This window comes from Cellulosimicrobium cellulans (assembly GCF_016921195.1).
Taxonomy (GTDB): Bacteria; Actinomycetota; Actinomycetes; order Actinomycetales; family Cellulomonadaceae; genus Cellulosimicrobium; species Cellulosimicrobium cellulans_F.
On the sequence record NZ_JAFGYF010000001.1, the window covers coordinates 401,048 to 424,397 of the forward strand.

Here is a 23,350-nt window from a genome sequence, read left to right on the forward strand (position 1 = left end):
CCGGGGCGACACGTCACCGGACCCGGACCGCGCCGGCCCGGAGCCTGTACTCCGACGGCGTGCTCCCGTGCCACCGGACGAAGTGCTCGCGCAGGCGGGAGGCGCTCGTGAAGCCGGAGCGCGCGGCGACCTGGGCGACCGACAGGTCAGGCCGGTCCGCGAGCAGCGCGCGCGCGGTCTCCACCCGGCGTCGCGCGAGCATCGCGGCGACGCCCCCCGTGCCGGGGACGTGGCGGTACAGCTGTCGTCGGCTCGTGTGCAGCTCGCGCGCGATCTGCACCACGTCCAGCCCGGGGTCGCTGTGCCTCGCCTCGATCAGCGCCTCGATCCTCGCGGCCAGGGTCGACTCCCGCGCGTGCGGCGCCACGGCGTGCGGATGGTCGTGCACGACCCCGCGCATGAGGCTGACGAGGAGCTCGTCGACGCTGTCGACCGCGTCCCCGACGAGCAGCGGGGCGTCGCGCAGGAGATTGACCAGCAAGGCGCGTGACGCGCGGACCAGCGGTGTCTCGGCGAGCCGGGTGAGGGGGGCGAGGACGGTGCTCGTGACGCGCGCCCGGGGGACGGCGAGCCCGACGATGCGTGCGTCGTCGGGTGCCGGCACGGTGGCCCCCGTGCTGAGGAGCAGGGAGTGCACGCCGTCGTGCGCCGGCTCCGCCCGACGTGCGCCGACGTGGACGAGGAAGGTCGCCGGCTCCCGGCCGAGGAACGCCGGTGCGGAGTCGACGATCGCTCCGAGCCTCCCGGCGAGGAGGACGCACTCGCCCAGCACAGCCATGCGCGGCTGGCCGCGGCCGCTCGCTCGCGTCGTGCCCGCGTCGCGCAGCGCCGCCCCCGGCGCACGCTTGCGCCGGAGCGTGTGCGTGGTGGCACCGGCGTTCCGTGCCGGCGGAGGCGCGTGCGAAGGGGCGGTACGACCCATGGCATTGCTCCTGGTGTCGTGGGGCGGCACATCTCCCGACCGGGATAATTCATTGGCTGGCAGGCTAGGTCGACGTGTCCTGCAGCGCGCGGCGGGGCTCTCGGAAATGCTCGGTTTCACCCTCCGCATAACATTCTCTTTCACCCGGTCCGCACCCGTTGCCGCCGTCGCGTGATGATCTCAACCGTGCCGAGCCGGGGCGCGAAGTTGTGCCCTCGTCCGGTGCGGTCGGTCCCGCTCGGCATACGTTCCTCGCAAGAACGCCGGTCGCCTCGGCGCCGACAAGCCGTGCTGTGCATCATTGACGGGAGACGGAAATGACCGAGCAGAATGCCACGCCGCAGCCCTTGCGCGACTCCGACAACAAAGGGTGGCTCGACCTCGGGCCCCGCGACATCTGGCGTGACCGGGAGAATCCGGACATCATCGTCGCCCCGGTCACGGACCACGGGACGATGGCCAACATGAAGTACTCCTTCTCCGACGCGCACCAGCGCCTGGAGGAGGGCGGCTGGGCGCGCGAGGTCACCAACCGGGAGATCCCGTCCTCGCTCGACGTCGCGGGCGTGAACATGGCGCTCGAGCCGGGTGCGTACCGCGAGCTCCACTGGCACAAGGAGGCCGAGTGGGGCCTCGTGCTCGTGGGCAGCTGCCGCGTCACGGCGATCGACGAGTACGGGCGCTCGTTCATCGACGACGTGAAGGCCGGCGACCTCTGGAACTTCGAGGCCGGCCTGCCCCACTCGATCCAGGGGCTCGAGGACGGCGTCGAGTTCCTCCTGGTCTTCAGCGACCCGGACTTCTCCGAGAACTTCACGTTCCTCCTCTCCGACTGGTTCGCGCACACGCCGCAGGACGTCGTCGCGGCGAACCTGAGGAAGTCCGTGGGTGAGATCAGCGTCTTCCCCCAGAGCGAGAAGTACATCTTCCGCGCCGAGGTCCCCGGGCCGATCGCCGAGGTCGAGCGCTCCGTCCCTGCGGGCCGCGTCCCGTCGCCCTTCACGCTGCACATGGAGGACGTCGAGCCGGTCGAGTGCGAGGCCGGCCGGGTGCGCATCGTCGACGTCAACGTCTTCCCGGCCGCCAAGACGATCTCGGCCGCGTTCGTCGAGGTGGAGCCTGGCGGCATGCGGGAGCTGCACTGGCACCCGAAGGCCGCGGAGTGGCAGTACTACATCCAGGGCAAGGCCCGCATGACGATCTTCAACTCGAACGGGCTCTCGCGGACGTTCGACTTCCAGGCCGGCGACGTGGGCATCGTGCCGCTCGTGGCCGGTCACTACGTGCAGAACATCGGCGACGAGCCGCTGATCTTCGTCGAGGTCTTCAAGAATCCCGAGTACTCCGACATCTCGGCGAACAAGTGGCTCGCGTCCAACCCGGCACAGATCGTCGCGGACCACCTGAACGTCACGACGCAGTTCGTCGAGTCGCTGCCCCTGGACGACAAGCCGGCCCCGGTCATCTGGTACGACCGGTCCAAGCGACAGGCCTGACGACGATGTCCCGCATCGCCGACGTCGTGCTCGGCGGCGAGGACGTCGCCTCCGGGGTGCTTCGCGAGCATCTCGGTCGGTCCCTCGCCGTCACGGAGGCGCTCGCGCCGCTGCGCGCGTCCACCGCAGGTCCCCGGACCACGGAGTCCCACCCGCCGACCGTCGACGACGTGCTCGGCGGACCCGTCGTCAAGGAGTGAGCGATGTCCACCAGAGCACCTGCCGGCGCGCAGGCCGTCCAGGAAGACCGGACGACCGGCTTTCCCCTCATGGAGCTGCCGTTCGTCGGCTTCCTGCTCGCGATCATGGCCGGGGCGATGAACGCCTGGACGCTGGCCAACGCGTCCACGTTCTCGACCGTGCAGTCCGGCAACGTGGTGTCCCTGGGCTACTGGCTGGTCCAGGGCAACTGGGACAAGCTGTGGTTCCCGGCCCTGTCGGTCCTCGCGTTCGGGCTCGGGTCGGCGCTGTGCGGGATCCTCATGACGAGCTTCCTGCGCAGCGGTCGCACCTTCACCGTGGCCGTCCTCGTCGCCCAGATGCTGCTGCTCGTCCTCTTCGGCGTGCTGGCCCTGACGCTCGTCGGGGAGGGGTCCGGCAACGAGGCGGCGCTCGACCTGACCGCGGACCACTCGCTGACCGCCCACTGGATCGCGATCGGCATCAGCTTCGTCGCCGGGGCCCAGGGCAACGCGTTCCACAAGAACCACGGCATGCTCTACGGCAACATCGCCGTGACCTCCGTCGTCCAGATGGCCTTCAACTTCCTCATGCAGTCGGCGTTCACGAAGCAGGGTCCCAACGGTGAGACCAACATCAAGTGGGCGGGGATCTTCTTCCTCACGATCCTCGGTTTCTCCGGCGGCGCGGCGATCGGCTTCTGGGCGGACCAGGCGCTCGTCAACGGAGCGTCGATCTTCATCCCCCCGATCATCGCGCTCGGCCTCGTCCTCGTCGCCGCGGGCAGGAAGCTCGAGAACGTGGACCCGACCCCGGGCGGGACGTTCGTCTGACCGGGGGACCGGACCACGAGGACGGGCGGGCGCGGGAGCACCGCGTCCGTCGCGTCCGACCGACGACAGGAGAGACCATGACCGCGGCGCCCGAAGAGCGGATGAAGGACGCCCTGCGGATGCATGCCGCGGGCGTCGCGCTCGTGACGGCGCAGACGCCCGCAGGCCCGGTCGGCCTGACGGTCTCGAGCCTCGGTTCGGTCGCGGTCGAGCCCCGCGTCCTCATGTTCTCGTTCACGCACCACGCGGGGGCGGCCGGTGCGGTGCTGGGCGCGTCCACGTTCGTCGTGAACCTCCTCTGCGACCGGACCCGGCCGCCCCCTCGTGTACTGCGATCGCGTGTTCCACACCTTGACAGATCTCGACGCCCTGCCCTCACCCTGAGCGGGCGACGGGCGACGGGCGACGGGCGACGGGCGACGGGCGACGGGCGACGGGCGACGGAGGGTGAGCAGGTGGACGAGGCACGAGGGGCCGGTGGCGGCCCGCACGAGTGGAAGCCGTCCACGTGGCTGCGTGCGCTCGCGAGCGCCGCGCCCGCGGCATGGCCGGTGGGGAGGTCCGTCCGGGCGGCCCTCGGCGTCGGGGGGCCGGTCCTCGTCGGCGCCCTTCTCGGGGACGCCGTGACCGGGATGTGGGTCAGCATGGGGACGCTCCTGCTGGCCGCGGGCGAGAGGTCGACGGCGTACCCCGTGCGCTTCCGGCAGATCGCGGTGACCACGCCGCTCGCCGCCGCGGCGTACCTCCTCGGCGCGCTCTCCACGGCACCGCCCTGGCTCGTCGTCCTGGTCATGGCGGCCCTGGCGTTCGCCTCGGGGGTCGTGAGCGGGTACTCGAGCGCGCTCTCCGTCGCCACGATGCAGGCGCTCCTCATCGCGGCGATCGCCGTCGGCGTCAGCGCGGCCGCGCCGTACTGGCGCCCGGCGCTGCTGTTCGTCGCCGGTGCCGGGATCGCCGCGGCGCTCCTCGCCGTCGAGGTGCTCGTCAACCGCAGCCGCCCCCAGCGGGACGCGCTCGCGGCGATGCTGCGGGCGCTGGCCGCCCTCGCGCACGCGCAGGCCGACGGCGACACCGACCTCGCCGCGCCCCGAGCGCGCGCGCTCACGGCGATCGACGCGTACGAGCGTCTCGGCATCACGCGGCGCGGCCACGCCCAGGGCCCGGCGCGCGACTACGACCGCGCGGCGGCGGTGGCGCGCGCCGCCGACCAGCTCCTCGCGCGCCTGCTCGCCCACGACGCCGTACCGGAGCGTTCGGCCGCGACGGCGACGCGGCTCGGGGAGTGCGCGGACGCCGTCCTCCGCCGCCGACGCCCGGCACCCTCGACCGCCCCGGAGGGGACGCTCGTGCGCCTGCGGCTGCTCGAGTCCGCGCTGTGGGACGACCCGAAGACCACGGCCGGGGGGCAGGCGGCGCACCGGGAGCGACTCGTCGCCCCGGGGCCCGCGCTGCTCGCGTCGGCAGGGCGGCTCGCGCTGTGCACCGCGCTCGCGTACGTCGCGTACTTCGTCCTGCCCGTCCCGCACGCCTACTGGATCCCCCTCACGGTGGCGCTCGTCATGAAGCCCGACCTCGGCTCGGTGTTCGGCCGGGCCGTCCTGCGCTCGGTCGGCACGGTCGGCGGGGCGGTGGTCGCCGTCCTGCTCGGGCTCGTCCTGCACGGATCCGTCCTGCTGAGCGTCGTGCTCGCGGTCCTCGCCGCCTGCCTGCCCTGGGCCATGGCACGCTCCTACGCGTTCCAGGCGCTCGTCCTCACCCCGCTGATCATGCTGCTCCTCGACGCCGTCGTCCCCCACGAGGACGTCTGGGACCTCACCCTCGCTCGCGTCGAGACGACAGTCCTCGGCGGCCTGCTCGTGGTCGTCGCGGGCTACCTCGTCTGGCCGTCCGCGCGGCACGTCCGCGTGTCGGCGACGTTCGGCTCGGCCCTCGCGGCGCTCGCCGCCTACGCACGCGCCGTCGCGGACGACGGCACGCCCGAGGCCGTGACACCCGCACGCCGCGCTGCCTACCGGGAGCTCGCCGACACGCGCGTGTCGCTCCAGCGGACGTTGTCCGAGCCTCCGCCCGCGGGAGCGGAGGCCTGGGCCTGGATACCGGTCGTGAGCGCCGCCGAGCGCGTCGCCGACCGCGTGACGGACGTCTCGGCCTCCCTCGCCACCACCCAGGACGCCGCGGCGCTCGACGACCTCGCGGACGACCTCGCCGCGCTCGCCAGGACGGGAGACCGGGCCGACATGGGCCGGCGTACCCCGGTCGCTCCCGTGCACGGCGGCGACTCCCCGGACCCCACCGTGCGCGCGCTCGCCGACGACGTCGCGAGCCTGGGCTCGATGCTCACGCGTGAGCGCTCGCCGCGGCCGGCTCGCCGCGAGCGTTCAGCGGTTCCCCGGTAGCCTCGCCAGCGTGACGAACACGACTCCGACCATGAGGTCCGCACCGGAGGTCGGGGCGGCCACCTGGTCCGCCCCGAACCCGTTCGGCGAGCCGACCGCCTACGTCCTCGTGCACCCGATCGGACGCCCCGACGACGGGACGCTCGGGGCGGCGATCACGAGGTTCGGGCTCAAGCGCCTCGACGCCGACGGTGACATCCTCCCGATCGGCACGGACACCCTGTACGCCTCCCTGCGGGCGATGAGTGTCGAGCTGTGCACCGCGGAGGGGGTCTGGCTGAGCCACCCCGTCACCGACGAGTGGACCGGCAACGCCGTCGGGCGCAGGTACGTCGTCCTGGCGATCGGCACGACGCCGCTGGCCGAGGACGCCGACGCGCACGCGATCTCCGCCTACCTCGCGGACCACGCCTCCGTGCACACCGCGCTCGTCAAGATCCGGGTGCGGTTCGACCAGAGCTGACGCGCGCGCCGGTGGCGCCACGCGTCACCGCACGGGCCTCGCCAGGGCGGTCGCGCCGACCGCCAGCGACCTGGCGAACGTGGCCAGGAGATCGTCGGGTGCCGGGACGGGCACCACCGGCGAGGGTGCCGGATCGGGCAGCACCGGCCGCGCCGAGGCCCGACCCAGGAGCGACCCCAGGTCGCGTGCGGTGACCGCGAAGTCGGTGCCGTTGCCGGCGTCGTACGCGCGCGTCGCGCGGACGGCCCCGGTGGCGTCGAGCACGTCGAGCTCGACCTGGAGGATGCGCAGGTCGCCGCCCTCGTAGACCTCGGTGGACGTGTGGCTCCAGTGCCGCAGCACCGCGGTGGGTGGCGCGAGGTCCGCGACGGCGCCGACGCCCGCGGTCGGCTCGGTCGAGCTCGCGTCGGGGCCGAGCACGACCTCGAGCACCGCCCGCCCGACGTCCGGCGCCTCCGCCGCGCCGAGCACGACGCGGCACCGGACGTTCTGGCGCGTCCTGTTCGTGACCTCCACCGCCGTGTCGGTCAGGCGTGCGTGCAGCACGTCCGACGCGCGGAGGGGCGCGAGCCCGTCCGGGGGCGTCCGTGCCGGGGGAGGGGCCTTCGGCGCGGACCCGGAGGCGTCGGCGCCGGTGCTGCGCGACCCGTCCTCGGGCAACATCGTCGCCAGGTCGAAGGCGATCTCGACCATCGTCGCGACCTGCCTGGCGAGCGCGGCACCGTGCCGGGCGTGGACGCGGTCGAGCACCAGCACGACGTCCGCGTCCGGGTGGTCGGCCACGACGCGTGCCGCGTCGACCGACCCCGGCGGGAGCGTGGCCACGATCGCCGCGGGGCGCCGCCCGGTGCGCAGCGCGCGCTCCGGGCGGGGGTCGGCGCGCTCGTGCCACGCCGCCGTGGCACTGCGGGCGGCCGCCCGGCCCGCGGCGTCGGTGCGTATCGCGGAGCCCGCGACCCCACGGGCGTTGAGGTGCTCGACGTCCAGGCCGGAGGCGCACGCCAGGCCGGCGCCCACGAAGAGCTCGTACGCGGAGACCGTCTCCGACGCGGAGAGGATCGCGACCGGCCCGGGACGTGGCCCGGAGACCGCGGGGAGCACGAGCAGGGTGAGCGGCCGGGCGGGGTCGCCCGCCGCCGCCGCGACCGTCACCTCGGCGAGCGCGCGCACACCGTCGCGACGCCAGTCGTCAGGTGACGCGTCTCGGTCGACGACCACGGCGAGAGCGCTCTGCTCGTCGCACCGGCGCAGCGCGGCGCCCAGGTCGGGCAGCGCGGGGGTCGGAGCAGGCTCGTCGACGCCGGGCGTCGTGCCGCCCGGCGGCCCGTCGGGAAGGTCGAGGCCCAGCGCGGTCAACCGGGCACGCGTCGACGAGGAGAAGCGGGTCGCGATGACCGTTGTCGGAATCCCCATGAACCGACAGCCTAGCCCGCGGGCGCGTTTTTGCCGGTCGGCGGGAGCCGCGCACAAGAATGTGCGCGACGGCGTCGTGCTTGCACATTCGACGCGCGATTTCTCGTGGAGTGCTGCAGGCGCATCGACGCATTGATGCGGAATTCGTCGGGCGCGTCCTCGCCGGTACGCGTGGTGAATTGACGGCTGCTGTTCGACCCGCCAGGACAGGTGCGAGCACCTTCGGCAAGATGGTGCGCAGCGGTGCGCTTCTGAGCGACGAGCGCCCGGCGCTCGCGTGGTCGGTAGCCCGACCTCGTGCAGCGAGTGGCCTGAACGGTCCGCGACCGGGCGCGCGGCGCCCCGCGAGAGGAGTGAGATGACTGCGACGACGACGGCGCCCGCTCACGAGGCGGCCCCTGCCCGCGAGCTCTCGGAGGGCGTGCCCGCGCCGACCTGGACGGAACAGGTCGCCCGGTGGGGTGGGCGCGTCCTGCAGCTCTACGCCGCCTGGCTCGTGCTCGCGCTGGTCCTCCGGCCGGTCGCGGGGCCCGCCGAGCGGCCGGTGGCTGAGGTTCTCTCGGTCACGAACGTCCCGTCGTACCCGTCCCTCTTCTCGGCCGTCGTCGTCGGCCTCGTCGCGAGCGGCTTCCTCCGCCGTCGGCGCGTCGCCCTGTGGTTCGTCGTCCTGGTCTGGCAGCTCCCCTCGGCACTGGTCATGCTCGTCGCGATCGTCCTCGACCGCATCGACCCGACCGCGGGCGTGCTCGACGACGTGCACTGGACGGCCTACGTGGGAGGCGTGGTCGGGCTCGTGCTGACGGTCGTGCTGGTCGCCGCCCGCCGCGCGTTCCCCGCGCGCATCGCACGCGGGGCGTGGTGGGCGGCAGGGCTGGTCCTCGTGGTAGGGCTCGCGCTCGCCGCCGGGACCGTGTGGTCGCTGCTCCAGGTGGTCCCCTCGACCCTCGACACGCAGGCGGAGCGTGCCGGGTGGGCGCTCAGCGTGTCGGTCGGCCTCTCGCCCCACGAGGAGCCGTTCTCGATCGACGGCGGGGCCCCTGGTTGGCTCGCGCTCGTCGGTGGCCTCGTCGCCGGCGCGGCCCTCCTGCTCGCCGTCGTCGTGTTCCTGCGGACGGGTCCGCGCGACGCCCCACGCTCGCCCGACGAGGAGCTCGCGGTGCGGCGCCTGCTCCTGGAGCACCCGAGCGACGACTCGCTCGAGTACTTCGCGACGCGCGACGACCGCGACGCGATCTTCTCCGTCGACGGCCGGGCAGCGGTCTCCTACCGCGTGGTGAGCGGAGTGCTGCTGGCGGCGGGCGACCCGTTGGGCGACCCCGCGTCGTGGCCCGACGCGATCGGGCGCACGCTCGCGTACGCGCGCCGCCACGGGTGGGCACCGGGCGTCGTCTCCGCGAGCGAGAAGGGCGCGCGGGCCTACCGGGACGCCGGGCTCGCCGTCCTGACCATGGGTGACGAGGCGATCGTCGAGACGCGCGAGTTCGACCTCGCGGCGCCGTCGATGCGGTCGGTACGACACGCCGTCGCGCGGCCCCGGCGGGAGGGGTACACGGTGCGGCTGCGTCGCCAGCGTGAGATACCCGCGGACGAGCTCGCGGCACTCGCGCGCGCGGCCGACGCCTGGCGGCACGGCGACGACGAGCGTGGCTTCTCGATGGCGCTCGAACGGCTCGGCAGCCCGCGCGACCCGCGCGTGCTGGTCGTCACCGCGCACGACCGCGACGGCGAGCCGCGCGGTCTGCTCACGTTCGTCCCCTGGGGCCGCAAGGGTGTCTCGCTCGACTACATGCGCCGGTCCCCGGACGCCCTGCCGGGGGTCACCGAGCTCATGGTCTCGACGCTCGCGAGCGAGGGCGCCGGGATGGCGATCGACCGCGTCTCCCTCAACTTCGCGATGTTCCGCGGCCTCATCGAGCAGGGCGAGTCGGTCGCAGCGAGCCCGTGGCAGCGGTTCCTCCGGCGCCTCGTCCTCGCGGCGTCGCGGTGGTGGCAGCTCGACCAGCTCTACCGCTCCAACCAGAAGTACGAGCCCCGGTGGCGCACGCGCTACCTCTGCTACGCCGCGCCCGCGCAGCTCACCGCGGTGACGGTCGCGGCCGGCCAGGCCGAGGGCTTCGTCCCGGTCTGGCGCTCCTCGCGCGAGACGCTGGCCGGCGCCGGCGCCGCCGCGGCTCTCGGGCAGGCGGTGCGCGAGCAGGAGGACGAGCTCCTCGCGCTCGACGTCCCGACGCAGCGGCTCACCGACCAGGAGCGCGCACGCCGGGCGAAGCTCGACGTGCTGGCGAGGGCGGGCATGCCGGCGTACCCGGTCGCCGTGCCGCGCACGCACCGGCTCGCGGACGTGGACGAGCTGCTCCTCGGGCGTACCGTGTCGGTCTCCGGTCGGGTGGTGCGCCTGCGCGACCTCGGGGGCGTCGCGTTCGCCGTCCTGCGCGAGGAGAACCACGAGCGCCAGGTCATGCTCACCGCGGAGGGCGCGGCCGACCTCGCTCTCTGGCGGCGCACGGTCGACCTCGCGGACCACGTGAGCGTCACGGGGACGGTGACGCGCAGCCGGACCGGCGAGCTGTCGGTGCACGCCGACTCGTGGGTCATGGCGTCGAAGTCGCTCAAGGCGCCGCCCGACAAGTTCCGCGGGCTCGCCGACCCCGAGGCGCGCATGCGACTGCGCCACGTGGACCTCGCGCTCGACACGGCGTCGTCCGTGACGCTCCGCGGCCGGTCCGCCGCCGTGCACTCCCTGCGCTCGTCGCTCGTCGAGCGCGGTTTCATCGAGGTCGAGACGCCGATCCTGCAGCGGGTCCACGGCGGCGCGAACGCCCGCCCCTTCCGGACCCACATCAACGCGTACGACATGGACCTGTACCTGCGCATCGCTCCCGAGCTCTTCCTCAAGCAGCTCGCGATCGGTGGCATCGAGCGCGTCTTCGAGCTCGGCCGCAACTTCCGCAACGAGGGCGCGGACGCGACGCACAACCCCGAGTTCACGTCGCTCGAGGCGTACCAGGCGTTCGGCGACTACACGACCATGCGCCACCTCACGCGCGAGCTCGTGGTCGCGGCCGCGGTCGCGGTGCACGGGGACGCCGTGTCGCGCAGGCCCGACGGGAGCGAGGTCCGGCTGGACGGCGAGTGGCCGGTGGTCACCGTGCACGACGCCGTCTCGCGCGCCGTGGGGGCGGAGGTCACCCCGGACACCCCCGAGGCGGAGCTGCACGCGCTGTGCGCGCGCTTCGGCATCGAGGTCGCCGAGGACGAGACCCACGGCGCGGTGGTCAACGAGATGTACGACCGTCTCGTCGAGGGCCAGACCGTCGAGCCGACGTTCTACACCGACTTCCCGGTCGAGACGTCGCCGCTCACGCGCGGGCACCGCCACGACCCGCGCCTCGCGGAGCGCTGGGACCTCGTCGCGTTCGGTGCCGAGCTCGGCACCGCGTACTCCGAGCTCATCGACCCGATCGACCAGCGTGAGCGGTTCACCCAGCAGTCGCTCCTCGCCGCGGCGGGCGACCCGGAGGCCATGGAGATCGACGAGGACTTCCTCTCGGCGCTCGAGTTCGCGATGCCGCCCACCGGTGGTCTCGGGCTCGGCGTCGACCGCATCTACATGACGATCATCGGGGCGTCGATCCGCGAGACGCTCGCCTTCCCGTTCGTGAAGCCCCAGCGCCGGTCCTGAGCGCGACCGCAGCCCTTCCCGGCCGCGCCGCCCCCGGCGGCCGAGGGGCGGCGCGGGGACGCGTCACACGTCGGAGAGGAAGTCGCCACCGATCCCGGCCTGGGTCTCCAGGAGGTCGCCGGTGTCGCCGAGGACCACCCAGTTCGGCCCGGCGAGCGCCGCCTGCTCCTCCTCGGAGGGCTCGATCGGCAGGAGCGTGAGGAACTCGTCCTCGGCGACGCCGTCCGCGAAGACGGCCAGGAGCGTCGTGTCGTCGCACGCACCGAGCTCGACGTCGGGCGTCCCGGAGTCCTCGGGCGTGAACGACAGGCACGTCAGCCCGGCAGTGGTCGCCGCCCGGTGCAGCGCGTCGAGCGAGTCGTACTCGACGTCCTTCTCGCCGGGGCCGGGGCCGGAGCACGCGGCGGCGAGGGCGACGACCGGGACGAGCCCGATCACGGGTGCGAGGCTAGCGCGCGCGCTGGCGCGAGGGCGGTGCTCGGGTCGGGTGCGCATGACACGATGGTCCGCTGTCGTCCGAGATCGCGCCACGCGAGCGGAACGCGAGATCAGGCGTGGAAGCGCTCGCCGCGCTCGACGACGCGGCCGGCCCCGCGGCCCTCGTTCGCCGTCGCGTCCCACGTGTAGACCTCGGTGCCCGTGACCAGCACGTGCTCGGCGCGGGACGTCACGTCGAGCGGGTCGCCCGACCACACGACGACGTCGCCGTCGAGGCCCGGCGCGAGTGCGCCGACGCGGTCGTCGAGGCCGAGGAACGACGCCGGGTTGACGGTGAGCGCGCGCAGCGCGGTGTCGCGGTCGAGACCTTCCTTCACCGCGAGCGACGCCTGGTGCACCAGGAAGTTGATCGGCACGACGGGGTGGTCGGTCGTGATCGCGACGCGCACGCCCGCGCGCGCCAGCGCCCCGAGGTTCGCGATGTCGCGGTTGCGCAGCTCGATCTTGGAGCGGGACGTGAACAGCGGGCCGAAGATGACCGGCACGTCGCGCTCGGCGAGCACGTCCGCGACGGCCGCGCCGTCGGTCCCATGGTTGATCACGAGCTGGTAGCCGAACTCGTCCGCGAGGCGCAGTGCGGTCGCGATGTCGTCCGCGCGGTGCGTGTGCTGGTCCCAGTAGAGCTCGCCCGCGAGCACGCGCGCGAGGGTCTCCTTGGCGAGGTCGCGGTCGAACGGCTCGCCCTTCGCCTCGGCCGCGTCGCGCTTCGCCGCGTAGTTCTGCGCGTCGACGAACGCCGCGCGGATGACCTTCGCGACCCCGAGCCGCGTGGACGGCGTCTTCTTCTGGTCCCCGTACACGCGCTTGGGGTTCTCACCGAGCGCCGACTTCACGGAGACCGCCTCGCGGATCACCTGCTCGTCGACCGTGCGGCCGCCCCACGTCTTGATCGCGACCGTCTGGCCGCCGATCGGGTTGCCCGAGCCCGGCTTCACGACGGCGCTCGTCACGCCGCCCACGAGCGCGTCGCGGAAGCCCTCGTCCTCGACGTTGATCGCGTCGATCGCGCGCAGCGCCGCGCCGTTCGGGTCGGTCATCTCGTTGGTGTCGTTGCCGGCCCAGCCCTCGGCCTCCTCCATGACGCCCATGTGCGCGTGGGCCTCGACGAAGCCGGGCAGCACCCAGCGGCCCCGTGCGTCGAGCGTGGGGACGCCGTCGGGGACGACGACGTCGGCCCCGACGGCGGTGATGATCCCGTCCTCGACGAGGACGGTCCCGTTCTCGATCGGGTCCGAGGCGACGGGCACGACGTAGCCGTTCACGACGGCGACGCTGCTGCGCGCGGTACGCGGGACGGGGCGGGAGGCGTGGGCGGGGGTGGGTGAGGTCGTCATGCCCCCATCATCGCCCCGGGCAAGCAGGTGCGGCCTCGCCGGGCGCCGACGGCGACCTCGTGTAGCCTGGAGGCCGCGCTCCGTCACGGGTCCCAGCGTCCCGCGACGATCTTCGGTCCTCAGCATCGGAGCGAGGCCGTGCGCGCCAGGCAGCAACGCTGCCGTCGAGATCTCCGCCCACAGAGCGCGGCGCGAGAGCAGAGAACATCCTTTCTTCCCTATCTGAACGCCCTGGGACCGCAGCGTCCGTCGCGGGCACGCCCGGACCAGACCTCGTGCTGCGCCGCGCCGACGACGACCTGTGGGTCGCGACGTCGGACGGAGAGTACGCCGGTCTGGTCACCCGACTCCCCGACGGCTTCCACGTCCACGACCGCTTCACGCGGCCGGTGGGCGTCGTCGCCGACCTCCACCACGCGAAGCGGCACCTCGTCGCCCCGCGTGAACGCCCGGCGGGCCCTCGCGGGACCCGCCTCCACGATCGTCGGCGCCCCGCGGGGCGCGACAACCGGACCCGCGCCCGTGGGCCGGTCGCACCAACGAAGGAAGTCATCATGGCTACAGGCACCGTGAAGTGGTTCAACGCGGAGAAGGGGTTCGGCTTCATCGCCCCCTCCGACGGCACCGCCGACGTGTTCGCCCACTACAGCGAGATCAACTCGAGCGGCTACCGCTCGCTCGAGGAGGACCAGAGCGTCTCGTTCGACGTCACCCAGGGCCCCAAGGGCCCGCAGGCGACGAACATCCAGTCGCTCTGACCTCCCGCCCGCCCGGCGTGCCGCGCCGGGCGGGGCGACGACGTCCCGGAGGGCCGTGCGACCGCACGGCCCGCCGGCGTCCCCGGGGGACGCTCACCGGGCGGGCCCTACAGTGGTGCTCCTCGGAGAGGGGGCGACGATGACCGGCAGAGCCACGACCGTGACCCGACGCGCGACGCGCGGGCTGGGACGCGAGCTCGCGGGCATGCTCCTGGTCGCGGCCATCGCGATCGGGGTCGCGCTCGCCGTCGTCGGGGGGTGGAAGTGGGTCACGACGACGCACGACGTCTCCCTGGCGCACGAGCTGAGCCGGGACGGTGTCGCCGTCGAGGCGACGGACGCGGTCCTCGTCGTGGAGGGCAAGGCCGGTTCCGACGGCGTCCAGGTCTCCGCCGTGACGGCGCGCGTCCCCGGGCTGGCGGACCCCGTCGAGCTCCGCGGGACGGACGGCGTCGCGAGCGCGCAGGGCGTCGACCCCGCGGCCGTCGACCCACCGGTCCACCTCCCCGCGCCGTCGGGCAGCCCGTACGCCGGGGTCTTCGCCGCCGTCCAGGACGCCGACGCGCCGGGGACCGTCATGGCGCGCTCCGACCTCGACCGCGTCGTGGCCGACGGCGCGGAGGACGCCGCGCGCAGTCTGCGGACCGCGCTCGTCGGCCTCGCGTGGGCGACGCTCTGGAGCCTGGTCGTGTGGGCGGTCGTGGCGCGGCGGCGGCGCACGCTGCGACGCTCGGACCACTAGGCTCCTGAGCGCACCACCGCACCGCGCGCGAAGGAGCTCGCATGCACGTCGTCGTCGGGCTGTTCCGGCTGTTCCTCGTCGTCCTCGCCCTCGTCGGGACGCGCGCCATCTGGCGCGACGGCGACGTCGAGGGCCTCGTCTACTTCACGAACCAGACGGGCTTCCTCATCGCCGTCGTGTTCGCGTGGGCCGGCGTCGCGTCCCTCCTGCGTCGGCGGCAGCCCCCGGGCTGGCTCAAGGGCGGCGTCACGCTCTTCGCCGCCATCACCGGGCTCGTCGCCAACCTCGTGCTCGCGCCCGAGGACCCCGACGCCCCTGCCGTGTTCCTCGGGCTGACCGACGGTCAGATCGAGCACGAGCTGCTGCCGCTCGCGGTGTTCGTCGACTTCCTCCTGCTCGACGCCCACCGGCGCCTGCGCGGCCTCGACGCCGCGCGATGGCTCCTGTACCCGCTGGCGTACTTCGCGTTCACGACGGTCCGTGGGTTCGTGAGCCCCGGCAGCGAGTACCCGTACGGGTTCGTCGACCTCGACGCGCTGGGGTGGACCGGGCTGCTCGTCAACGTCGTGCTCTACGGGGCCGGCTTCCTCGTGCTCGGCCTCGTCATCGTCGGGATCGACCGGCTGCTGCCCACCGGCCCCCTCGTCGGCCGGTACACGGACCGTTCGCCGGCCGCCGCGTCGTCGGAGGCGGCGGGGGCGGCGGGCAGCCCGGACGACGCGCCCGCGTCGCGCTAGGGTGGCCGTCGTGCACTCCCCGGTCGTCGGTCCGCTGCGCGTCGCCCGCGCCGCGCTCGTGGCGACCCTCGTGCTCTCGCTGACGGCGCTCGCGCACCGCGTCGCCGGGGGCGCGCTCCCCGACCCGCTGGTCCTCGCGGCGCTCGCCGCGTTCACGCTCGCCGGCACGACGGCGGCCGCGCGGCTGCGGTTCACGCCCGCCCGGCTCGTCGTCCTCCTCGGGGGCGCCCAGGTCGCGCTGCACCAGGCGCTCGTCGTGCTCGCGCCCGGCGGGTCGTGCGTGCCGTCCGGGGCCACGTCCGGCCACGGCGGGCACGTCGCGTCGGCCGGCGACGTCGTCTGCTCGGCGCCTGGCGCGTCGGCCGTGGTCGACGGCGGTGCGAGCCTCGTGCACCCGCAGCACCTCGCGGCGTCGGGCGCCGCGGCCCTGTGGATGGTCGTCGCGCACGCGGTCGCGACGGTCGTGCTGGCACTCGTCCTCGCCCGCGGCGAGCGCGCGCTCGAGCGCTTCCTCGCGTGGGTGACGCCGCGCGACCGCCTCCCCGGGCTCGTCCCCGTCCCGCCCGCCGCCCGCACGCGCGTGCCACAGGCGCGGTCGGTGCGCGTCGCGTCCCTGTGGCGTGCGCGCCGTGCCCCCACGCGTGGACCGCCTGCGGCGGCCGGCCCGTCGGGAGCACTGCTGCGCCCCCTCGCCGCGTCCTGACGCGGCCCCCGACGAGGCCGACCCGGTGCCGACCGGGCCCCGGGGCACCACCGTGCGGCGACCGCCGCGCCTCGGACGGAAGAACCCTCATGACCCTCTCCCTGCGCCGACCCCTGTCGGCCCTGCTCGCCCTCCTCGCCACCGCTGCGCTGACCCTGGGCCTGACCGCCGCCGTCACGACGCTCACGGCCGGCCCGGCGTCCGCGCACGACCGGCTCCTCAGCTCCGACCCGGCCGACGGCGCCCAGCTCGCGACACCTCCGACCGCGATCACGCTGACGTTCAACACCGAGCCGCTCCCCGTCGAGCCGCAGGTCGTCGTCTCCGACTCGGCCGGCGCGGTCGTCGCGCAGGGCACGCCGACGATCGACGGCAGCACCGCGACGCTCGCGCTCGACCCGGCGGTCGCTCTCGGCGGTGACACGTACACCGTCGCGTGGCGCGTCGTCTCGTCCGACGGCCACCCCATCGAGGGCACGTTCGCGTTCACCGTCGCGGCCCAGCCCGAGGCGCCGGTGTCCGAGGAGCCCACGACGCAGGACGCGACCCCGGAGGAGACCGCGACCGAGGACGCCACGACGGACGCGGCGGACGAGACGCCCTCGGCGTCCGCGACGCCCGCGACCACGGGCGAGGACGACGGCGGGTCGTCCCTCCTGCCCGTGCTCGTGGGGCTCGGCGCGCTCGTGGTCGCCGCGGCGGTCGTCGTCGTGCTCGTCGTGCGCCGTCGCGGCGCGGCGACCGACGAGGGCAGCCCGCACGACCCCGAGGACTGACCGTGCCGGCGCTCGCCGTCGTCCCCGGCCCGGGGAGGACGGCCGCCGACCCTCCCGCGGCCCCGGGCTCACCCGCTAGGGTGCGTCCGTGACGTCGCCCGGAGCAGGGGTGCTCCGCGGCGTGCGAGTGCTGCTGCTCGCCGCCGCGGTCGTCGGGCTGTCCGTCGTCGCGCACGGTCTCGCCGGCGGCACCGACCCCGGTGCCGTCCCGCTGGGCGTCCTCGCCGTCCTCACCGCCGTCGCGGTGCGGCCCCTCACCCGGCGCCAGGTCGGGCTGCCGCGGCTGCTCGGCCTGCTCGGCGCGGGCCAGCTCGTGCTGCACGTCGTCTTCGACCGCTGTGCCGCACTGTCCCCGGCGGGCGCGTCCGCGCACGCGCACGCAGCATCGCCCCTGACGATGCTCGGCGCGCACGCCGTCGCGACGCTCGCCGTCGCGCTCGTCCTGCGCTACGGCGACGCCGTCCTCTGGCGCCTGTGGACGTGGCTCGCCGGGCACCGGGTCCCCGGCCGCCCGCGCGGTGTCGTCGTCGCCGTGGTCCCGCCCGCCGTCGGCGCGCTGCCGACGGTCCGCGACCTGCTCGTGCGCGGTGCCGCGCCCGGACGCGGTCCGCCCGCCGTCGCCTGACCTCTCCCGGACGCCTCACCGGACACCTCCGTGGCGTCCCGCTCCCGCGCGCCCGCGACCTGCGCACCTCCCCGCCCGGCCGGCTGAGCCCGGTCGTCCCGGGGCGTGCCGTCGTGCGCTCGCGCGCCGGGGGCCACCGTCCTTCCTCTCCCCGAAAGGCACCACCATGCGAAAGACCCTGCGCGCCGTCGGCGCCGCCGCCCTGACCACCGGGATCGTCGTCGTCGGCGCGGGCGCCGCGGCCGCCCACGTCACCGTCATCCCCGACACGACCGACGCCGGTGCGTACGCGCTGCTCACGTTCGGCGTCCCGCACGGTTGCGGCGACTCGCCGACCACGAAGGTCTCCATCCAGGTCCCCGAGCAGGTCGTCACCGTGACGCCCACCGTCAACCCAGGCTGGGACGTCGAGAAGGTCATGGCGGACCTCGCCGAGCCGGTCGACGACGGGCACGGCGGCCAGTACACCGAACGCGTCGCCGAGGTCGTCTACACGGCGAAGACCCCGCTGCCCGACGGCTACCGCGACGCCCTCGTGCTCTCCCTCAAGCTGCCCGACGCCGCGGGCGAGACGCTCGTCTTCCCGACCGTCCAGGAGTGCGCCGAGGGCGAGAGCGCCTGGGTGCAGGTCCCGGCCGACGGCGAGGACGGGCACGACCTCGAGCTGCCCGCACCGCTGTTCGAGCTGACGGCCGCCGGGGGCGACGGGCACGACGACGCCGAGCCCGTCGCGGACGACGCCGACGCGGCGGCGTCGGACGGCTCGGCAGCCGACGGCGCGGCGGCCGGGTCCGACGGCGCGCCCGCCGCGCTCACCTGGGCGGCGCTCGTGCTGGCGGCGGCGGGCCTGGTGCTCGGGGCGCTCGGGTTCGTGCGTTCACGTCCGCGGGCCTGACCCGTGGGCCGCCCCACGGTGCTGCGCCGGGTGGTGGCCGTCGTCGTCGGTGCCGCGGCCGCGGTCCTGCTCGCGATCCTCGCGAGCGGCCCGGCCGCGGCCCACGCCGTCCTCGTGGGCACCGACCCGCGGGACGGCACCGTCCTCGACGCACCGCCCGACGCGCTGACCATCACCTTCAACGAGCCCGTCCAGGTCGTGACCGGCGGGACGACGGTCCTCGCCGCCGACGGCTCGCCCGTCGACGTGGACGTCGTCGCGGTCGACGACGCCCTCGTCGTCACCCCGGCCGCGACGCTCGACGACGGCACGTACGTCGTGAGCTGGCGTGTCGTGTCCCTCGACACCCACCCCGTGGCGGGCGCCTTCACGTTCTCCGTGGGCGCGCCGAGCGCGACCGCGGTCGAAGCCCGGGTGGCCGAGCCGACGGCGGCGCTCGTCGCCGTGCGCGCGCTCGACCAGGCCGCGGTCTACGCGGGGACGTTCCTCGTCGCGGGCCTCGCCGGGTTCGAGCTCCTCGTGCTGCACGTCTCGCCCGGGGCCGCGCCGGTCCTGCGGCGGCGCCTCCAGCGCGTCCGCCGCGGGGCGCTCGTGACCGCGGCCGTGGGCATCCTGCTCGCGGTCCCGCTCACCCCGGCCTGGCAGGCGGGCGGTGGGCTGGGGGCGCTCGTCGACCCGGCGACCTGGGCGGCCGGCCTCGCGACCGACTCCACGCTCGCCGGCGCCCTCGGCCTCGTGGGGCTCCTCGTCGCGACCCTGCTCGGCCCGCGCGCGGCGCGCGAGTCCCGGGCCGCGTGGCCCGCCGGCGTCGTGCTCGGCGCGGCGGCGCTCGCGCTCGGGTCGCTCGTGCTCGTCGGGCACACGCGCACGTTCGGCCCCCCGTGGCTCGTCGTCACGGCGGACGCGCTGCACGTCGTGGCGGGGGCGGTGTGGCTCGGCGGCGTCGTCGGCCTCGCGCTCGTGCTCGCGCCGTCCGCGCACGTCGACGCGCGCCGTGCGGCGGTCACCGTCGCGCGATTCTCGGCGCTCGGCGCCTGGGTCGTCCTCGCGCTCGCGGTCACCGGGACCGTCCTGGGGTGGCGCATCCTCGGGACGATCGACGCGCTCGTCTCGACGGCCTACGGCCAGACCTTGCTCGTCAAGGTCGGCGTCGCGCTGTGCCTCGTCGGCATCGCGGCCTGGAACCGCTACCGGCTCGTCCCGGCGGTCGTGAGCGACGGCGGTGCAGGCGGCCGTGGTGCCGGGGCGGCCGGGACGACCGCACGCCGTCGGCTCGGGCGGACGGTCGCCGCGGAGGCGGTCCTGCTCGCGCTCGTGCTCGCCGTGACGGGCGTGCTCGTCTCGCGCAGCCCCGTCGCGGCGACGGACCCGTCCGCCGAGGAGGGCTCGGCCCCGGCGGTCGAGGTGGTCGAGGAGCTCGGCGACGGGACGCTCCGCGCGCGGGTCTTGCCCGGCCGGGTCGGCGTCAACGCGCTCGAGATCGAGCTGCTCGACGCCGACGGGCAGCCCCTGGAGCCCGTCGCCGTGCCCGAGCTGTCCACGACGCTCGCCGACCCCGCGCTCGGGCCCTTCACCCGTCCTCTCACGCAGACAGGGACGGGCACGTACGAGGCGACGCTGGACCTGCCGATCGCCGGCGACTGGACCCTGAACGTGAGCGTCCGCACGTCCAAGTACGAGAACCCGATCGTCGAGATCCCCGTGGAGGTGTCCTCATGACCGGTCGTCGACGCACTCGCCCCGGAGGGCGCGGTTCGCGCGTCGCGGTCGCGCTGGCGGCCGCCGGCGCGCTCGCCGTGCTCACGGCCGGCCCCGCGGCCGCGCACGTCCTCATCGAGACCGTCGAGCCGCACGGCGACGGCACGTCGACGCTCACGTTCACGTTCGACCACGGGTGCGACGGCGAGCCCACCGACGCGCTGCGGGTGACTCTGCCCGAGGGCGTCGAGGCGCTCGGGGCGGGCCAGCCCGACGGCTGGACCTCCGACGTCGGCGCCGACGCGGTCGCGTGGACCGGCGAGCCCGTGCCCGACGGCGAGCGTGCGGCCTTCACGCTCGACGTGCGGGTCACGGGCGAGGTGGGGCAGGCGTTCGTCTTCCCGGCGGTGCAGGAGTGCCCGTCGGGGGCGTCGTACGCGTGGACGGACACCGACCCGTCCGGCGCGCGTCCCGCGCCGACGTTCGTCGCGACGGCGGCGTCGCTCGCGCCGGCGCCCGTCGTCACGGCGGCGGCGCCCCCGACGCCGACGGCGCCCCTCGTCGCGGCTGTCACGGTGGGGGCTGCGGTGGTCGGGATCGTGGGCGGGTGGTCGGCGCGGCGCCGTCTGCGAACGGCCTGAGCAACCCGCTGCGCGAGCGGCGGCCGGGCGTTGCACGTACTGTGATCCAGATCACTGTTCGTGAACGTCCCGAACATGCGCCCGCCCCCTCTTGCACTGGTGGGGGACGTCGCCGCGACGGGTCACGCGGCGACACCTGGACCGGTGGCGGTCCGCGACGAGAGCTTCGCTGGGGGGAGCTCTCGCGGCGGATCGCCACCGGTTCCTCCACGTCGGGGCATGGGTCGGCGGCGTGGTCAGTCCCCTGCCCCTGCTCGGCATGCGAGTCCAGCCGCGCCACGTAGACCGTCCCCTCGGCAAGGCTCTCGCCCAGCTCCCGTGGGGAGTCTGCAAGACTTCCGGCCGTGGAGAGCCCGACGGATCGGAGACCGCCCGAGCGCCGCGACGAGCGCCAGGCCACGGGACACGGCACGGACGCCTGGCGGGTGTTCCTCGCGCTGTTCGTGGCCGTCGTGCTCTATGGCGTGTTCGGCGCCCTGACGCTGGGCTCGATCGCCTTCGGCATGGGTTACTTCGCGCCCGCCTCGTGCGGGATGCTCACGACCGTCGAGTGCCCCCAGGTGAGCAAGGGGCTCCTCATGATCGCGGGAGGAGTCCTCGGGCTCATCGGCCCGGCGGTCCTCGCGGTCTACATCGCCGGGACGACCAAGCCCCGGCGAACGGCCGTGATCTCCGCATGCCTGGGCCTCGCCACGTGGGCCGCCCTCGTCGGGACCGCGATCGGCCTCGCGCGCTAGCGCGGTCGCCATGTCCGGTTCCGCCCGTGCGGGTGGAACCAGAAGGCCCGCCTCCGCGTGGTGGAGGGTGTGAGGGTGAGTCGTCATGTCGGCATCGAGGCCGACGTCGAGGGGGAAGACCAGGCTGGGGGCCCGGTCGTCGAACTCGTCGTCTCCGGGCGGTCTCGCGACGAGGAGTTCGTGGCGTTCGTGGCGGAGCACGGCGCGACCTTGCGCCGCGTCGCGACGTTGCTCGCCGGGGACGTCCATCGCGCGGAGGAGCTGTTGCAGGCGACGCTGGAGCGGACGTACCGCGCCTGGAGTCGTGCGCGCGACGGCGATCCGCTGGCCTACGCGCGGCGCATATTGGCGAACCTCCGCATCGACACCTGGCGCCGCACCCGCCGCGAGCTGTTGCTGACCGCCGACCAGATGCCCGACCTGGGCGAGCGCGACCGCAGCAGCCAGGTCGTCCTGCGCGACGAGCTCATCCGCGCGCTGCGTGAGCTGCCGGCGAAGCAGCGTCGCGTGGTCGTGCTGCGGCACCTGCTCGACCTTTCCGAGGTCGAGGTCGCCGCAGAGCTGGGGATTCCTCGGGGCACGGTGAAGTCCGCCGGAGCACGCGGGCTCGCCGCACTGCGCCAGACGCTGACCGACCCTGCCGACCGGACGGAGACGGCGCCGTGACCGACGACTTCTCAGCACACCTGCGGGCACTCGTCGAGGAGGCGCTACCCGCGACGCCGATCGATCCGGCCGCAGCCCTCGACGTCGCACGTCGTCGCAGCCGACGTTCCCGGAGCCGACGCGCGGTGTCGGCCGTGGCGGTCGCCGCCGTCGTCGCGACCGGTGCGGTGGCCATGCCGGATCTCGCCGACGACCTGCCGTTCGTCACGGCGACTGAGCCGAGGTCCGTCGAGCTCGCGCCTGGGATCCGGGTCGCAACCTCGATGGTCGGACTCGAGCGCGAGGGCGAGGGCGAGGTCTATGACACCGGGATCACCGCGTGGGGAACCTCGGACCGCTTCCTGTTCACCACGACCGAGGACCACCTCGTCAGCGGGGTGTACGTGGGCGGGGACGAGGAGCTCGCGCTGCTGCGAGAGGAGGGGGTGGTGGCGCGTATCGAGGGGCCTCTGTCCCTCTCGCTCAAGGACCCGGGCGTCGACTCTGCGTCAGCCGACGGCCGTGGCGTGGAAGCGGTGACGGTCGCCGCGAGGTCGTCGTACGTCACGGTCTCCTCTCCCGACGGCGCCTGGCGGCTGGTCCTCGGCGTCGAGACCGTGGACGCCGCTGGGGACGACCGCGTGACGACGCACCTCGTCGCGCGCGACGTGTTCACCGGACCGGACGGGGGGACGGTGTCGAACGTGGTCCTGCCACCCTCGACGTCCACACCGGTCTCCGGCCGGGAGGACGTCGCGTACTTCGCCGTCGTCGCGCACGACACCGGAGGGAGCGCGCCGCAGTTCGCGGGCACGGTGAGCCAGCGCGTCGAGGGCAGCAGCGGAAACGTCGACTCGTGGGGCTTGAACGGGTGCCTGTCCGAGGAGTGCCTTCAGGGTCTGGTCTGGAGTCCGTCGACGGGCTCCGCGACCGAGGAGCTCCTACCCGATGCGACGACCGCAGAGGTCCGCGAGCGGCTCGACGCCATCGCGGGAGGCGATCCCGACGCGCGGCAGCGCGAGTGTCTGGCGATCCGTGCGCGAGCGGACGAGGAGCACCGCGTCACGCGCACGGATCGCGACCGCGACACGCAGTGCCGGCTCGACGTCGGAGAAGCCACCTGGCGGCACGCTCACGCCCAGGCTCCCGCCGCCCAGACGCCGTGAGCGCGGCGGT

Annotated in this window: 22 protein-coding genes and 1 pseudogene; 19 read left to right on the forward strand and 4 right to left on the reverse strand. The window is 74.6% G+C overall.

All coding sequences use genetic code 11. The features are described from left to right. Positions 1 to 13: 13 nt before the first annotated feature. Positions 14 to 922 carry an AraC family transcriptional regulator gene (locus JN535_RS01700; protein WP_205201361.1) on the reverse strand — a complete coding sequence of 303 codons (909 nt, stop codon included), beginning with the start codon at positions 920 to 922 and terminating at the stop codon, positions 14 to 16. A gap of 317 nt (positions 923 to 1,239) precedes the next feature. Between JN535_RS01700 and JN535_RS01705 the strand changes: the two genes are divergently transcribed. The 6 genes and pseudogenes from JN535_RS01705 (at position 1,240) to JN535_RS01725 (ending at position 6,290) form a co-directional block, all read left to right on the forward strand. After that, positions 1,240 to 2,418: a cupin domain-containing protein gene (locus tag JN535_RS01705; protein ID WP_205201363.1), complete on the forward strand. Its 1,179-nt coding sequence runs from the start codon at positions 1,240 to 1,242 to the stop codon at positions 2,416 to 2,418. A gap of 5 nt (positions 2,419 to 2,423) precedes the next feature. Continuing rightward, positions 2,424 to 2,618, forward strand: coding sequence for a hypothetical protein (locus tag JN535_RS01710; protein ID WP_205201364.1), 195 nt, complete (start codon positions 2,424 to 2,426; stop codon positions 2,616 to 2,618). A 3-nt stretch (positions 2,619 to 2,621) separates the two neighbouring features. Beyond that, complete coding sequence (locus JN535_RS01715) at positions 2,622 to 3,431, forward strand: YoaK family protein (protein WP_205201365.1); 810 nt, start codon at positions 2,622 to 2,624, stop codon at positions 3,429 to 3,431. Between the two features lie 119 nt (positions 3,432 to 3,550). Then, a pseudogene (locus JN535_RS21395) lies at positions 3,551 to 3,673 on the forward strand (flavin reductase family protein); the annotation flags it as partial. A gap of 213 nt (positions 3,674 to 3,886) precedes the next feature. Continuing rightward, positions 3,887 to 5,827, forward strand: a complete 1,941-nt coding sequence (locus tag JN535_RS01720; protein WP_307868232.1) for an FUSC family protein — start codon at positions 3,887 to 3,889, stop codon at positions 5,825 to 5,827. 10 nt (positions 5,828 to 5,837) lie between these two features. After that, complete coding sequence (locus JN535_RS01725) at positions 5,838 to 6,290, forward strand: hypothetical protein (protein ID WP_205201367.1); 453 nt, start codon at positions 5,838 to 5,840, stop codon at positions 6,288 to 6,290. A gap of 24 nt (positions 6,291 to 6,314) precedes the next feature. Here JN535_RS01725 and JN535_RS01730 read toward each other — a convergent pair whose 3' ends face one another. Further along, on the reverse strand, positions 6,315 to 7,703 hold the full coding sequence (locus JN535_RS01730) for a hypothetical protein (RefSeq protein WP_205201368.1): 1,389 nt from the start codon (positions 7,701 to 7,703) through the stop codon (positions 6,315 to 6,317). Positions 7,704 to 8,061: 358 nt separating this feature from the next. Here JN535_RS01730 and lysX point away from each other — a divergent pair, with 358 nt between their 5' ends. Continuing rightward, positions 8,062 to 11,385, forward strand: a complete 3,324-nt coding sequence (lysX, locus tag JN535_RS01735) for a bifunctional lysylphosphatidylglycerol synthetase/lysine--tRNA ligase LysX (protein WP_205201369.1) — start codon at positions 8,062 to 8,064, stop codon at positions 11,383 to 11,385. Between the two features lie 63 nt (positions 11,386 to 11,448). Here lysX and JN535_RS01740 read toward each other — a convergent pair whose 3' ends face one another. Both JN535_RS01740 and JN535_RS01745 read right to left on the reverse strand, forming a co-directional pair. After that, entirely contained in the window at positions 11,449 to 11,823 is a 375-nt protein-coding gene (locus JN535_RS01740; RefSeq protein ID WP_205201371.1) for a hypothetical protein, read from the reverse strand. Between the two features lie 110 nt (positions 11,824 to 11,933). Continuing rightward, positions 11,934 to 13,217, reverse strand: coding sequence for an amidohydrolase (locus JN535_RS01745; RefSeq protein WP_205201373.1), 1,284 nt, complete (start codon positions 13,215 to 13,217; stop codon positions 11,934 to 11,936). 554 nt (positions 13,218 to 13,771) lie between these two features. Between JN535_RS01745 and JN535_RS01750 the strand changes: the two genes are divergently transcribed. The 12 genes from JN535_RS01750 to JN535_RS01805 all read left to right on the forward strand — a co-directional run bounded on the left by JN535_RS01750 (position 13,772) and on the right by JN535_RS01805 (position 23,340). Then, a complete protein-coding gene (locus tag JN535_RS01750) occupies positions 13,772 to 13,975 on the forward strand; it encodes a cold-shock protein (RefSeq protein ID WP_205201375.1) in 204 nt (67 codons plus the stop codon). A 139-nt stretch (positions 13,976 to 14,114) separates the two neighbouring features. Beyond that, positions 14,115 to 14,717 carry a hypothetical protein gene (locus JN535_RS01755; protein WP_205201377.1) on the forward strand — a complete coding sequence of 201 codons (603 nt, stop codon included), beginning with the start codon at positions 14,115 to 14,117 and terminating at the stop codon, positions 14,715 to 14,717. Between the two features lie 41 nt (positions 14,718 to 14,758). Next, complete coding sequence (locus JN535_RS01760; RefSeq protein WP_205201379.1) at positions 14,759 to 15,454, forward strand: Pr6Pr family membrane protein; 696 nt, start codon at positions 14,759 to 14,761, stop codon at positions 15,452 to 15,454. 10 nt (positions 15,455 to 15,464) lie between these two features. Next, complete coding sequence (locus tag JN535_RS01765) at positions 15,465 to 16,157, forward strand: hypothetical protein (RefSeq protein WP_205201381.1); 693 nt, start codon at positions 15,465 to 15,467, stop codon at positions 16,155 to 16,157. Between the two features lie 89 nt (positions 16,158 to 16,246). Continuing rightward, the gene (locus tag JN535_RS01770; RefSeq protein WP_205201383.1) at positions 16,247 to 16,933 is read left to right on the forward strand and encodes a copper resistance CopC family protein; all 687 of its coding nucleotides are present in this window, start codon (positions 16,247 to 16,249) and stop codon (positions 16,931 to 16,933) included. Between the two features lie 88 nt (positions 16,934 to 17,021). Then, entirely contained in the window at positions 17,022 to 17,558 is a 537-nt protein-coding gene (locus tag JN535_RS01775) for a hypothetical protein (protein ID WP_205201385.1), read from the forward strand. Between the two features lie 166 nt (positions 17,559 to 17,724). Beyond that, positions 17,725 to 18,453 carry a YcnI family copper-binding membrane protein gene (locus tag JN535_RS01780; protein ID WP_205201387.1) on the forward strand — a complete coding sequence of 243 codons (729 nt, stop codon included), beginning with the start codon at positions 17,725 to 17,727 and terminating at the stop codon, positions 18,451 to 18,453. Between the two features lie 3 nt (positions 18,454 to 18,456). After that, positions 18,457 to 20,172 carry a copper resistance CopC/CopD family protein gene (locus JN535_RS01785; protein WP_205201388.1) on the forward strand — a complete coding sequence of 572 codons (1,716 nt, stop codon included), beginning with the start codon at positions 18,457 to 18,459 and terminating at the stop codon, positions 20,170 to 20,172. After that, the gene (locus JN535_RS01790; RefSeq protein WP_205201389.1) at positions 20,169 to 20,792 is read left to right on the forward strand and encodes a DUF1775 domain-containing protein; all 624 of its coding nucleotides are present in this window, start codon (positions 20,169 to 20,171) and stop codon (positions 20,790 to 20,792) included. Before JN535_RS01785 ends, JN535_RS01790 begins: the two co-directional genes overlap by 4 nt. Before the next feature lie 344 nt (positions 20,793 to 21,136). Continuing rightward, the gene (locus JN535_RS01795; protein WP_205201390.1) at positions 21,137 to 21,529 is read left to right on the forward strand and encodes a hypothetical protein; all 393 of its coding nucleotides are present in this window, start codon (positions 21,137 to 21,139) and stop codon (positions 21,527 to 21,529) included. A 57-nt stretch (positions 21,530 to 21,586) separates the two neighbouring features. Beyond that, entirely contained in the window at positions 21,587 to 22,195 is a 609-nt protein-coding gene (locus JN535_RS01800; protein WP_307868077.1) for a SigE family RNA polymerase sigma factor, read from the forward strand. Beyond that, the gene (locus JN535_RS01805) at positions 22,192 to 23,340 is read left to right on the forward strand and encodes a hypothetical protein (protein ID WP_205201392.1); all 1,149 of its coding nucleotides are present in this window, start codon (positions 22,192 to 22,194) and stop codon (positions 23,338 to 23,340) included. Before JN535_RS01800 ends, JN535_RS01805 begins: the two co-directional genes overlap by 4 nt. The last annotated feature ends 10 nt before the right edge of the window (positions 23,341 to 23,350 follow it).

What these genes read in the sequence shown, in the direction of transcription:
- JN535_RS01730 (WP_205201368.1), bottom strand. Translation starts at nt 7,703, where the DNA reads ATGGGGATTCCGACAACGGTCATCGCGACCCGCTTCTCCTCGTCGACG.
- JN535_RS01760 (WP_205201379.1), top strand. Translation starts at nt 14,759, where the DNA reads ATGCACGTCGTCGTCGGGCTGTTCCGGCTGTTCCTCGTCGTCCTCGCC.
- JN535_RS01780 (WP_205201387.1), top strand. Translation starts at nt 17,725, where the DNA reads ATGCGAAAGACCCTGCGCGCCGTCGGCGCCGCCGCCCTGACCACCGGG.
- JN535_RS01705 (WP_205201363.1), top strand. Translation starts at nt 1,240, where the DNA reads ATGACCGAGCAGAATGCCACGCCGCAGCCCTTGCGCGACTCCGACAAC.
- JN535_RS01750 (WP_205201375.1), top strand. Translation starts at nt 13,772, where the DNA reads ATGGCTACAGGCACCGTGAAGTGGTTCAACGCGGAGAAGGGGTTCGGC.
- JN535_RS01770 (WP_205201383.1), top strand. Translation starts at nt 16,247, where the DNA reads ATGACCCTCTCCCTGCGCCGACCCCTGTCGGCCCTGCTCGCCCTCCTC.
- JN535_RS01710 (WP_205201364.1), top strand. Translation starts at nt 2,424, where the DNA reads ATGTCCCGCATCGCCGACGTCGTGCTCGGCGGCGAGGACGTCGCCTCC.
- lysX (WP_205201369.1), top strand. Translation starts at nt 8,062, where the DNA reads ATGACTGCGACGACGACGGCGCCCGCTCACGAGGCGGCCCCTGCCCGC.
- JN535_RS01755 (WP_205201377.1), top strand. Translation starts at nt 14,115, where the DNA reads ATGACCGGCAGAGCCACGACCGTGACCCGACGCGCGACGCGCGGGCTG.
- JN535_RS01745 (WP_205201373.1), bottom strand. Translation starts at nt 13,217, where the DNA reads ATGACGACCTCACCCACCCCCGCCCACGCCTCCCGCCCCGTCCCGCGT.
- JN535_RS01715 (WP_205201365.1), top strand. Translation starts at nt 2,622, where the DNA reads ATGTCCACCAGAGCACCTGCCGGCGCGCAGGCCGTCCAGGAAGACCGG.
- JN535_RS01790 (WP_205201389.1), top strand. Translation starts at nt 20,169, where the DNA reads ATGACCGGTCGTCGACGCACTCGCCCCGGAGGGCGCGGTTCGCGCGTC.
- JN535_RS01700 (WP_205201361.1), bottom strand. Translation starts at nt 922, where the DNA reads ATGGGTCGTACCGCCCCTTCGCACGCGCCTCCGCCGGCACGGAACGCC.